We start from the raw sequence: 11,588 nt of genomic DNA, 5'->3' as shown, positions 1-11,588 counted from the left end.
TACAAATTAACCCCATTTGGCAAAGATTTTTTCATAAGTTTCGATTAATTGAAAATAACAAAATTTAACTATTGGTTTATATTCTTCAGTTTGAGTTTTATTGAGGTCTGCTTTATGTCCTTTAGTTAAAACTTCATAATAACTATTTCTTTTACTATTTTCAATAATTAAAGGAGGAAACGAATTTTTAATTAAAATTAAATTTAGTAATATTCTTCCAGTTCTTCCGTTTCCATCATAAAAAGGATGTATTCTTTCAAATTTTTCATGAAATATGGCTGCAAGTATTAATGGATTCAACAAAGGTTTATTTTTTTTATACCATTTTAATAAAATATTTAAATCAGTATAAATAAATTTAGAATCTGTTGTTTCGACTTCTGAACCAAGTATTCTAATATTATGTATTCTAAATTCGCCTGTTCTTAAATCTATATCTTTCAAAAGTTTTTGATGGATTAAAAGTATAGATTTCAATGTAATTTCTGGTTTTTCTTCAAGAATATAATTAAATGTTTCTCTTTCATTAATTAAATCATAAATTTCTTTTAAGTCTTTTCCCTGCGGAGAGAGGTTATCATTAATAAGTAAACTAGTTTCTTTTAATGAAATAGTATTCCCTTCTATAGCTGTAGTATTATGGATATAGCTTGTTTTAAAATCTTTAAACATATCTTCAATTAGTTTATCGTCTAATTTTTTTAATTTTTGTGAGAATTCTTTTTGTATATTATCTAATCTTTTGAGTTCTTCTATTGTTAGAAACTCTTCATTTATTTTAAATTCTTTATTTTTTAAATCTCTTTTTATTTCTAATTCTATTTCTTTAATTTTAGATTGAGGAATCTTAGATATTTTTTCATCTATTTGTTTTTTTGTAAGGGGTTCTTTTCCTAAGTAAGAAACAGTTTTAGTCTTAGTTTTATTTCCTAATCTTGAAGATATTCTTAAGTAAATATATTTATTTTTTCCAATTTTTTTCTTTTCTATAAACATAATCTTTTTAGGGGTTACAGATATATAAATGTTTCTTTTTTAGGGGTTACAAGTTAAAGAATACGCTTAAAATCTTGGTTTAATATCAAAATCTTTATAAAGAGATTGGAGTATTCAATAGCTGAAAATGACAGAATTTAAAGTTGTAATTGGAGATGCAAAATCACATAAATCCTACCAAAAGGTAGTTTCCGATGAAAATGCTAATAACTTAGTAGGCCATAAAATTGGCGATAAAATAAGTGGTCATCTAATAGGCTTAGAAGGGTATGAATTAGAAATAACTGGGGGAAGTGATTATTGTGGATTTCCTATGGTTAAGGCTGTTAATGGGATAGGCACAAGAAAGGTTCTAGCTATTAAAGGAACTGGTTTGACACAAAAAGGTAAGGGAACATTTCAAAGAAAAAGAGTTGCTATGAATACTATTCATGAAAAAACAGCACAAATTAATATTAAAATCTTAAAATATGGACATAATTCTATTGAAGATGCATTAGGAATAAAAAAAGAAGTTAAAGAAGAAAAAGCTGAAGCTCAATAAAATTAAAATATTATTTTAGTGGTGGTCTTTTTAATGCCTAAACAAGATAAAATTATACAACCGGAAATTAACATTGGCCTAGTAGGACATGTTGATCACGGAAAAACAACCCTCGTTTCTAAATTATCTGGTAAATGGACTGACACTCATTCTGAAGAAATTAAAAGGGGGATTACAATAAGATTGGGTTATGCAAATGCTTCTATTTATGAATGTAAAAAGTGTAAAAAATTTGTTACAAGGGCAAAATGTCCTGATTGTGGTTCTGATGCAGTATTTGTAAGAAAAGTTTCTTTTATTGATGCGCCCGGACATGAAACATTAATGGCTACTATGTTATCTGGTGCTGCAATTATGGATGCTGCTTTATTATTAGTATCTGCAGAAGAAATTTGTCCTCAGCCACAAACTAAAGAACATTTAACTGCTCTAGAAATAATTGGTTTAAAAAATATAATCATAGTTCAAAATAAAATTGATTTGGTTTCTAAAGAAGATGCAATTAAAAACTACAAACAAATAAAAGAATTTGTTAAGGGAACAATTGCTGAAAAGTCCCCTATTATTCCTATATCTGCACAATTTAATATTAATATTGACAAATTAATTAATGCTATACAAGAAACTTTTAAAACTCCAAAGAGAGAGGATAGTAAAGAACCTTTATTCTTTGTTGCAAGGTCTTTTGATATTAATAGACCTGGTTCAAAAATAGAAAAATTGTTTGGAGGAGTTTTAGGTGGAGCATTAAAACAAGGAAAATTTAAAATTGATGATACTATAATTATAAAGCCTGGAAGAAAAGTTGAAAGGCAAGGCAGAGTTTTCTGGGAACCTTTGAAAACCAAAATCGTTGGTTTAAGAACAGGAGAAGAAGATATAAAAGAAATTCATCCTGGTGGAAGTTCTGCACTTTTGACATTATTGGATCCTTCTATTGTAAAATCAGATACTTTGATTGGAAGTATAGTTGGTGTTGAAGGTAAGATGCCTGAGACAAGAGAGGAAATAAATTTAAAAATAATTTTACTTGAAAGAGTTGTTGGTGTAAAAGAAGAAACTGTTGTAGAGCCAGTAAAAAGAGCTGAAATTTTAATGCTTAATGTTAATTCATCTGCTACTGTTGGTATAGTAATTGAACAAAGAAAAGATTATTTTAAGTTAAAATTAAAGTTACCTATTTGTTGCAATAAAGAAGATAGAATAACTATTTCAAGAAGAATTGGAAATAGGTTTAGATTAATTGGATATGGAAACTTAGTCGAGTAATTATAATTTTTTTCTGACTTCATTCACGACAGGATTAAAACAAGCTTTTGCAAAATCTAATATATCCTGTGCTTCTTCTATGCTTGAATGATAACCATAATAATTTATATTGTGCCTTAATCTTCTTAGATTGTCTATTGCGCTTATTGGTCTGTTGGTATTAAGGTGTAGTTTTGTAATTTCATTTATTGCTTCAAGATGATCTTTGCTTTTTATTCCTTTAATCATCAACAATGCATCTCCAAGCATTCTAAAACATTCATAAATATTTCTTACTATTGTAAACGCAGACAAATCATTAACTTGTAAACTTAAGGTATAATTCATTTGTCTTTCTGCTTCTAAAGCAATACTTGTAGCCTCCTTATAGTCCGGTCTTTTTATTCTCATTGGGAGACCTCAAGGAATCCTTGAAGCTTAATTCCATTGGCTATATTCGCAAAAAGGTTGAGGTTTATATCTTTTCTAAAAAAAAGATGAATAGACAAAGAGACATTTTTTCTATATCCCATTTCTTTTATCTTTTCAAAATCTATTATTTTATATTTCCTGGAAGTTCTTTAGCAATTGCAAAGGAAAAAATAAAAAAAGCAAATAAACTTTTTGAACTTGAAATGATGGAAGATGCAGTTTCTAATGCGTATTCTGCTATGTTTCATTCTTCAAGAGCAATACTTTTTAAGGATGGATTTAAAGAAAGAAGCCATTATGCAATTTTGGTTTATATAAAAGAAGCGTATTCTAATAAGATTGAAATGAAATTTATAAATGAACTAAATATTTTAAGACTCGAAAGACATGAAATTAATTATGGGCTTGAAAAAAAAGATTATGCCAAGAATGAAGTTGAAAGAACTATAAAACTAGTTTCTGAGTTTTTGATTGTTGCAGAAAAGTTAATTGTTTAATCTTCTTTAGCAATTTTAGTTACACTTACTACTTTATCATTGGATTTAGAGTTCATTAATTTAACTCCTGCTGTGTTTCTTCCAATAGTTGAAATGCCTTTTACAGGTGTTCTTATAATTACACCTTTTGAGGTAATAAACATGACCTCATCTTCATCTGTTACTGTGACCATACCAACAACTTTACCATTTCTGTCAGTTGTTTTTATGTTAATAACTCCAGAACCGCCTCTTTTGATTAGTCTATAATCTTCAATTGGACTTCTTTTTCCGAATCCATTTTCACATATAGTTAAAACAGTAGTATTATCTTCTGAGATAGAGGCTGAAACAACATCATCATCTCCTTTTAAAGAGATTGCTCTAACACCCATTGCAGTTCTTCCAATTGGTTTGGCGTCTATTTCATCAAATCTTATAGCCATACCATTAGCAGTTGCGAGTATTAATTTTTTGTATCCATCTGTAAAAATAACATTAACTAATTCATCATTGTCACGAAGTTTTATTGCTATAATTCCACCTGATCTTGGATTAGCAAATAAGTCTATGAAACATTTTTTAATTAAACCTTTTTTAGTAATCATTACAATATAACCTTTGTCAAAACTTTTAATTGGAATAGTTGAAGTTACACGTTCACCTTGGTCTAATTTAATTAAATTAATTAGAGCTTTTCCTTTTGCATACCTTGTTCCAGTGGGTATATGATAGGCTTTTAACCAGTGAGCTTTTCCTTTATTTGTAAATAATAAGATATAATCTTTAGTTGAACAAGTAAATAATTGTTCTACTACATCTTCCTCATTTGTTTCAGTCGCAATAACTCCTGCACCACCTCTTCTTTGTTGTTTGTATGTGTCTAAAGGTATTTTCTTAACATAGCCTGAATGTGTGATGGTTATAACAACTTCTTCATCTTCTATTAATTCTTCTTCATCTGTTTCTTTGAATTCTTCAATAATATCTGTTCTTCTTTCATCTTGGTATTTATCTCTGATTGCTATAACTTCAGATTTTATAATCCCAAATATTTTTGATTCTGAAGCAAGTATTTCTTTATATTGTTCAATCATTTTCATTAATTCATCATGTTCTTGCATTAATTTTTCAGTTTCTAATGAAGTTAATTTTTGCAACTTCATATCAAGAATAGCATTTGCTTGTATTTCAGTTAAGGTAAAATTTTCAATTAATAATGAACGTGCTACATTAACATCTTTTGAAGATTTAATTGTTTTAACAACATTATCTATTTCCGAAAGTGCAATTTTTAATCCTAATAATATATGGGCACGTTCTTGTGCTTTTTTAAGTTCGAATTCCGTTCTTTTAATAACCACATATTTTCTATGGAATATGTATTGTTCTAACATTTGTTTTAAATTTAGAACAACTGGTTTGTTATCAACTAAAGCTAACATAATAACGCCAAATGTTTCTTTTAATTGAGTATGTTTATATAATTGATTAAGAATAACTTCGGGACTAGCACCTTTTTTAACTTCTATAACTATTCTAATACCTCTTTTATCACTTTCATCTCTTAAATCTGTAATACCTTCAACAACTTTTGTTTCTACTAAATTAGCCATTGTTTGTATTAATGACGATTTATTTACCATGTAAGGAATTTCTGTAACTATAATTTTTTGTTGATCTTTTTCAACTTCTATTTTTGTTCTTGATTTAACAACGATTCTTCCTCTTCCAGTAATATAAGCACTTCTTATTCCAGAAGTTCCACAGATACTTGCGCCAGTTGGGAAATCAGGTCCTTTTACAATTTCTATTAAGTCATTAATATTAATTTCAGGATTATCAATCATTGCTACTAGAGCATTCATAATTTCTGTAATATTATGGGGTGGAATGTTTGTAGCCATTCCTACAGCAATACCACTTGAACCGTTGATAAGTAAATTAGGAATTTTTGCTGGAAGAATTATTGGTTCTTGGGTTGTTCCATCAAAATTATCTGTAAAATCAACTGTTTCTTTGTCTATATCTTCGAGTAATTCTTCTGCAATTTTTTTTAGTTTTGCTTCTGTGTACCTATATGCTGCAGCTGAATCTCCATCTATAGAACCGAAATTGCCTTGCCCATCTATTAAGGGGTATCTCAATGAAAAATCTTGAGACATTCTAACTAATGCTTCATAAACTGAAGAGTCACCATGTGGATGATATTTTCCAAGAACATCTCCAACGATTCTTGCACATTTTGTATGTTTTTTATCATGAAATAATCCTGCTTTGTACATTGCATAAAGAATTCTTCTATGAACTGGTTTTAAACCATCTTTTGCATCTGGTAAGGCTCTACCAACTATAACACTCATAGCATAATCTAGATAAGATTCTTTAATTTCATCTTCAATTATCCTTTTTTGTATTTCAGTTGGCATATTCTATTTCTTTGATTTTTGAGAGTATATCTAATGGACTATCTGCAATAAAATGAGGTTTTTCTTTTTCTAAATCTTGTTTAGAACCAAAACCGTAGGAGCAAGCAATAATATTACCTATTCCTGCTGCTTGTATATCTTCTATAGTATCTCCAAGGTAAATAACCTTTTCAGGGTGAACATTAACTTTTTTCATTGCAAGATTAATATGGTATGGATTAGGTTTAACTTTATTAAAATCTATAATTCCTTGTACATAACTAAATAAATTATTTAACTTATAATTTTTTAATTTTTGTTCTATTATTTTTTGATTAGCACCACTTATTATAATTAATTCATATTTTTCATATAATTTTGATAAAACCTGATCTATACAGCTAAATAATTTAGGTGAATGAATTTGCATAACCTTGAGATATATTTCTTTTTGTTTGCTTAGATTTTCTTTTAAATCTTTTTCGGGCAAACCTAAATCCTTCAACATAGCAAGAATATCATTTTTTGAGAAGTTTCTAAATTGTTCTAAGGTTCTTATTTTAATTGGGGCGTTTAATTCTTCACTTGTTTTTTTCCAAACTAGATAAGCGGCTTGTAAACTATCTACAATTACACCATCATAATCAAAAGCTATAGTTCCCATTTTAAATATCTAAATTTTTAACCTCTTTTGCATATTTTTGTATAAATTCTCTTCTTGGTTCAACTTCATCTCCCATTAATACAGAGAATAATTGATCAGCTTCAACAGCATCTTCAACTGTAATCTGTTTTAATATCCTATTATCTGGATCCATTGTTGTTTCCCAAAGTTGTTCAGGATTCATTTCACCTAAACCTTTATATCTTTGAATATTTGTAGAATCTTTTCCAATTTCACTTAAGAGTTTATTTAATTCGTCATCTGAAAAAGCATAGTAATTTTTTTTACTTTTTGAGATTTTATATAAAGGTGGATTTGCTTTGTAAATATAGCCTGATTCTATTAATTGATTCATATAACGATAGAAGAAAGTCAACATTAAAGTAGAGATATGCGCACCATCTGTATCGGCGTCAACCATAAGAACAATTTTGTGATATCTTGCTTTTGTGAGATCAAATTCTTCACCAATACCTGTACCAATTGCAGTAATCATAGTTCTGATTTCATCATTTGCAATTATTTTATGCAATCTTGCTTTTTCTACATTTAGGATTTTACCTTTTAAAGGTAAAATTGCTTGGGTTTCTCTGGTTCTTGCAGTCTTTGCACTATTGTGCACAAACACTCCTGAAGCTAAAGCAAAATTATGAGTTTCTGGAACTTCTATATCATAAACGTCCATTTTTTGGTTAAGGGCTATAATCCTCTTTATTTTATGATTATATAATTTTAAAGCTTCTTGTAATTTTTCTGGTTGATTATCAAAGAATCTTTTTAAAAGCGTTTGATAACTGAGTAAATTTTTATTGTTTAATTTTATTCTTAGATTATCATAACTTTCTAAATTTCCTGAATCATCATAAATTAATTTTATTAGTTTCATTGTATTTTCAAAATAAACTTTATTATATGCTTTTTTTCTTTTTTCTCTAAATTCTTGCGTCCATTGTTCCTTAGTTTTTTTCGCTCTCCATTGTTTTAATGTTGGATTATTCCATTGAACTATAGCCTTTTTTGAAAGTTCCACTTTTTTATGTGCATTTTTTTTGAAATATTCTTGAATTCTTTTTGATTGAGCAGTTTTGTTTTCTTTTTTTGACCAATATTCTTTTTGTAATTTATTTAATAATTCTTTATTTTTCTTTTGATAGTCTTTATTGGAATGGTAAAATTCCAAGAATTTTTTAGTCATATATTTTTTATACTCTTCATTTTCCCATTGTAATCTTGTATTTTTTGAAAGAATTTGTCTTGTTTTTGGTTGTTTCATTCTTTCACTTATTTTTTTTCTAAATTCTTCGGTTTTTCTAAGAATTCTTAATTTTTCTTTTACTTCTTTTTTAAGAAGAGTTTTATGTACTAATCTTTGATGATATTCTAAATGTTCTTGTTTTTTCATTCTAATCAAATTATTTGGATCATTATTTAGTTTGTTAAAGTCTATATGATGTCTACAGTCACCTAAGGAAGAAGTATAGATTCCTTTTTCAAGGTTAAATTTATCAGCTAGCAAATGTGTAAATATCCATTTATTTGAATTTGGCTGAAAGACCATTTCATATCCTTTAATGGTGATATTTTTTCCTAATTCAGAAAGTTTTCTGTTTAAAGGCATGATAGAATCTAATTTTGATAATTCTTCTGCTTTTTTATAAGAACCATCTTTAATCATAAATGGATGATCTGAAGTACATATTATTTCTTCATTATTATCTAAAACTAATTTTATTACTTCTGTATTTTTTTTAGTAATTCTAGGATTTTTTATTTCTTGTATTCCAATTTCTCCATTTTTTAGAATAGTATAACAATAATTTTTTTTACCTTGATTATATTCATTTACTAAATCTTTAAAAGATAAGTTTCTTCCATCAGTTAAAGCAACTTTTGTATCTCCTGAAAAACATCCACCTGCTGAATCTCCTTCAACAATAAAGATCTCACATTTTGCAGGATCTTTCTCTTGACAATCTGCTAATTTTCCAGGTAAACCTGAGCCACCAAGAATAGTCTTTCTTCTTGTTAGTTCTCTTGCTTTTCTTGCAGCTTCTCTTGCATTTGCAGCTAAGATTGATTTTTGGACTACAATTTTTGCAGCTTCTGGATTTTGTTCAAAGAAAGTAGCTAACTTATCAGTAACCATAGAATCAACTATGCCTTTTACTTCTGAATTTCCTAATTTTGTTTTTGTTTGTCCTTCAAATTGAGGCTCAGGAATTTTTACAGAAATAACACAAGTTAAACCTTCTTTTAAATCTTCTCCAGTTAAATTAATATCTCCTTTTAAAAATCCATGATCTTTTGCATAATTATTTGCTACTCTTGTTAAGGCAGTTTTGAAGCCAACTAAATGAGTTCCACCTTCATGAGTATTAATTGTATTTACAAAAGAAAATAGAGTCTCTTGATAAGTTTCATTATATTGTAATGCGATTTCAATTCCAATATTATCTTTTTGTCTTTCAAGATAAATAATATCATGTAATTTTGTTTTCGTTCTATTTAAATATTCAACAAAAGATTTTAATCCACCTTCATAATAAAATGTGTCTTTTGCTAAAGTTCTTTTATCTTCAATAGTAATTTTTACTTTTTTATTTAAGAATGCTAATTCTCTTAATCTTGTTGCAAGTGTTTCATAATTAAATTCTGTTTCTGGAAAAATTAAATTATCTGGTTTGAATGTAACTTTAGTTCCTTTTTGTGAAGTTTCTCCTTTTTTTTGTAATTCTAATAAAGGATTTCCACGCTCATATTTTTGATAGTAAATATGCCCATCTCTTTTCACTTCAACTTCAAGCCATTCTGAAAGCGCATTTACACAAGAAATACCAACGCCGTGTAAACCACCTGAGACCTGATAAGTTTTTTTATCAAATTTTCCACCGGCATGTAATTTTGTTAGAACAATTTCTACAGCAGATTTATTATATTGTTTGTGAATATCAACAGGAATACCTCTACCATTATCATCTACCGTTACAGAGCCATCTGTGTTAATAGTAACTAAAATCTCTGTACAGAAGCCAGCTAATGCTTCATCAACACTATTATCTACTGCTTCATAGACTAAATGGTGAAGGCCCCTTATGCCTGTATCACCTATATACATACTAGGTCTTTTACGAACAGCTTCAAGTCCTTCTAAGACTGTTATATCCTCAGCTTTGTAGCTAGTTTCTGGCATTTTTTTTGTGTTTTTAAGGTTTTAAACCATGTTTAGAACAAATGAATTAGATTTCGTATGTTTAAAAAGGTTTCTATTAACTAAAATGTATTTAAATAGGTTTATAGAGTCTATAAATGCAGAAAAACATTAAAAAATCGAGTTTTTTACAAAAGTTTATAAATAACTTGTTGAAAAATTGCTTTTTAAGGGTTAATGACTCAGAATTTGCTTTCTAAGTCCTCTTGATTTTTTAATCTTTCTGAATGACTACTTAACCTTGAATCTAAAAAGTTATGGATTTTATTGTATAAATTTTTGTAATTTTCTGAATGTTTTGTTTTTGGTATTTCATTGAGTATTCTAATATATGCAAAAAGAGTATTATAGCCTAAACGAGGCAATAAATCAGGATTATGATCTAAAAAAATGGTTGCTTTTTTGTATTGCTTTTTAGAAATATAACTAATAAATTCTGTGCATAAGGAGTTGATATCCTTATTTAATGGTTTTTTTTCTTTAACAAGTTTATTTTCAGACATACTAAATCTCTTTATCTCTTCTTTTATTATAAAATTAAATTAGAATTGTTGATTAAACCTCATCTATCTCGTTTAAAAGGTCATTTGCAGTTCTACCAACATAGGGTCTTACTCTTAAGCTACTACAATAAGGGCATCTTGAGGCGAGTCTACTCTCTGATGTTCTTGAAAATTTATAACCGCAATCCACACACTCATATTTTTCTTTAGGGGGTATTTTTGGTTTATTATCTTGTGCTGGATTAGACTGAGAATTGCAATTTCTACAGGTTATTACTTTGTTTTTTCCTATAATTATAGTACTTGCTTCTACATGCTTTCCACATTTTGAGCATTTGACTAATACGCCTACCATATTTTCCCTCCGTGATTAATTTTTGGAGTATAATCAAATATTTAAAGGTTTGGGTATCCTTTGAAAAAGATGTTTAAAAGCTTGTTAAATGGATTTTTAAGGTTTTTTAGCTCTTTCTTGGGTTATAAAATTCAAAAGTAGAAAAGCTTATAAATAGTTGAATTATTTACTATTGTATGGTAACAAAAATGCTTATTAAAACTATATTTGGGAAATTGTTTAATTTAAAGGTAGTTTTGGCTTTTTTATTAATTTTAATTGGGTGGTATGCAAATTCAGTATATTCTGTTGGAGTACAAAATCCTTTTTCTGTGAATTCGCCCGAGCAGTATTCTCCTGCAGATAGAATCCAAAATCAAGACATTAAAGTTTATTCTGATGGAGTATATATTACTTTAAAAAATGCAGAATTAGCTAATTATGCAGATACAAATTCTATGGATCCATTTATAGATAAAGGTGCAACAGGAATTGAAATTATTCCTAATTCTGAAAGTGAAATAAAATTAGGAGATATAATTGCTTTTGGGCAAGGAAGCAATTTAATTATTCATAGAGTTATAAAAATTGGTGAAGATGATTATGGAAAATATTTTGTAACTAAGGGTGATAATAATACTGAAAATGATGGTATCAAAGTAAGATTCGACAATATAAAATATATATTAGTTGGAGTTTTATATTAAGCTGATTGATTTAATTGATTTTTTAAAAGAGACTAAATATTGGGACTCTTCAAAAATAGATGAAGTAT

At 28.0% G+C, this 11,588-nt stretch carries 11 protein-coding genes; 4 read left to right on the top strand and 7 right to left on the bottom strand.

The genetic code is table 11. The features are described 5' to 3' along the window. Positions 1 to 6: 6 nt before the first annotated feature. Positions 7 to 996 (bottom strand): Fic family protein, encoded by a 990-nt coding sequence (locus J4403_02775; GenBank protein ID MBS3167107.1) that lies wholly within the window; start codon positions 994 to 996, stop codon positions 7 to 9. A 127-nt stretch (positions 997 to 1,123) separates the two neighbouring features. Between J4403_02775 and J4403_02770 the strand changes: the two genes are divergently transcribed. After that, positions 1,124 to 1,540 carry a 30S ribosomal protein S6e gene (locus tag J4403_02770; GenBank protein ID MBS3167106.1) on the top strand — a complete coding sequence of 139 codons (417 nt, stop codon included), beginning with the start codon at positions 1,124 to 1,126 and terminating at the stop codon, positions 1,538 to 1,540. A gap of 33 nt (positions 1,541 to 1,573) precedes the next feature. Then, positions 1,574 to 2,809 carry a translation initiation factor IF-2 subunit gamma gene (locus J4403_02765; GenBank protein MBS3167105.1) on the top strand — a complete coding sequence of 412 codons (1,236 nt, stop codon included), beginning with the start codon at positions 1,574 to 1,576 and terminating at the stop codon, positions 2,807 to 2,809. On the opposite strand, the gene J4403_02760 is transcribed toward J4403_02765, so the two are convergent. Then, the gene (locus J4403_02760; GenBank protein MBS3167104.1) at positions 2,810 to 3,199 is read right to left on the bottom strand and encodes a hypothetical protein; all 390 of its coding nucleotides are present in this window, start codon (positions 3,197 to 3,199) and stop codon (positions 2,810 to 2,812) included. It lies immediately after the preceding gene. Between the two features lie 86 nt (positions 3,200 to 3,285). Here J4403_02760 and J4403_02755 point away from each other — a divergent pair, with 86 nt between their 5' ends. Next, on the top strand, positions 3,286 to 3,717 hold the full coding sequence (locus tag J4403_02755) for a HEPN domain-containing protein (GenBank protein ID MBS3167103.1): 432 nt from the start codon (positions 3,286 to 3,288) through the stop codon (positions 3,715 to 3,717). Here the strand turns inward: J4403_02755 and gyrA are convergent. The 5 genes from gyrA to J4403_02730 form a co-directional block, all read right to left on the bottom strand. Beyond that, positions 3,714 to 6,125, bottom strand: coding sequence for a DNA gyrase subunit A (gene gyrA / locus J4403_02750; protein ID MBS3167102.1), 2,412 nt, complete (start codon positions 6,123 to 6,125; stop codon positions 3,714 to 3,716). The two genes, J4403_02755 and gyrA, sit on opposite strands and share 4 nt — an antisense overlap. After that, on the bottom strand, positions 6,115 to 6,768 hold the full coding sequence (locus J4403_02745) for an HAD family hydrolase (GenBank protein ID MBS3167101.1): 654 nt from the start codon (positions 6,766 to 6,768) through the stop codon (positions 6,115 to 6,117). Before J4403_02745 ends, gyrA begins: the two co-directional genes overlap by 11 nt. Before the next feature lies 1 nt (position 6,769). Then, positions 6,770 to 9,958 (bottom strand): DNA topoisomerase (ATP-hydrolyzing) subunit B, encoded by a 3,189-nt coding sequence (gene gyrB, locus J4403_02740; protein MBS3167100.1) that lies wholly within the window; start codon positions 9,956 to 9,958, stop codon positions 6,770 to 6,772. Between the two features lie 200 nt (positions 9,959 to 10,158). Next, entirely contained in the window at positions 10,159 to 10,479 is a 321-nt protein-coding gene (locus tag J4403_02735; GenBank protein ID MBS3167099.1) for a hypothetical protein, read from the bottom strand. A gap of 52 nt (positions 10,480 to 10,531) precedes the next feature. Beyond that, the gene (locus J4403_02730) at positions 10,532 to 10,834 is read right to left on the bottom strand and encodes a hypothetical protein (GenBank protein ID MBS3167098.1); all 303 of its coding nucleotides are present in this window, start codon (positions 10,832 to 10,834) and stop codon (positions 10,532 to 10,534) included. 176 nt (positions 10,835 to 11,010) lie between these two features. Here J4403_02730 and J4403_02725 point away from each other — a divergent pair, with 176 nt between their 5' ends. Next, entirely contained in the window at positions 11,011 to 11,520 is a 510-nt protein-coding gene (locus J4403_02725; protein MBS3167097.1) for a signal peptidase I, read from the top strand. Positions 11,521 to 11,588 lie beyond the last annotated feature (68 nt).

This window comes from Candidatus Woesearchaeota archaeon, assembly GCA_018302225.1.
Lineage (GTDB): Archaea > Nanobdellota > Nanobdellia > SCGC-AAA011-G17 > JAGVZY01 > JAGVZY01.
Note: the sequence above shows the minus strand (reverse complement) of the source record. Positions and strands in the feature narration are given on the sequence as shown.

Coding starts and splice junctions, on each gene's coding strand:
- J4403_02775 (MBS3167107.1), bottom strand. CDS start 996: ATGTTTATAGAAAAGAAAAAAATTGGAAAAAATAAATATATTTACTTA.
- J4403_02770 (MBS3167106.1), top strand. CDS start 1,124: ATGACAGAATTTAAAGTTGTAATTGGAGATGCAAAATCACATAAATCC.
- J4403_02765 (MBS3167105.1), top strand. CDS start 1,574: ATGCCTAAACAAGATAAAATTATACAACCGGAAATTAACATTGGCCTA.
- J4403_02760 (MBS3167104.1), bottom strand. CDS start 3,199: ATGAGAATAAAAAGACCGGACTATAAGGAGGCTACAAGTATTGCTTTA.
- J4403_02755 (MBS3167103.1), top strand. CDS start 3,286: ATGAATAGACAAAGAGACATTTTTTCTATATCCCATTTCTTTTATCTT.
- gyrA (MBS3167102.1), bottom strand. CDS start 6,125: ATGCCAACTGAAATACAAAAAAGGATAATTGAAGATGAAATTAAAGAA.
- J4403_02745 (MBS3167101.1), bottom strand. CDS start 6,768: ATGGGAACTATAGCTTTTGATTATGATGGTGTAATTGTAGATAGTTTA.
- gyrB (MBS3167100.1), bottom strand. CDS start 9,958: ATGCCAGAAACTAGCTACAAAGCTGAGGATATAACAGTCTTAGAAGGA.
- J4403_02735 (MBS3167099.1), bottom strand. CDS start 10,479: ATGTCTGAAAATAAACTTGTTAAAGAAAAAAAACCATTAAATAAGGAT.
- J4403_02730 (MBS3167098.1), bottom strand. CDS start 10,834: ATGGTAGGCGTATTAGTCAAATGCTCAAAATGTGGAAAGCATGTAGAA.
- J4403_02725 (MBS3167097.1), top strand. CDS start 11,011: ATGGTAACAAAAATGCTTATTAAAACTATATTTGGGAAATTGTTTAAT.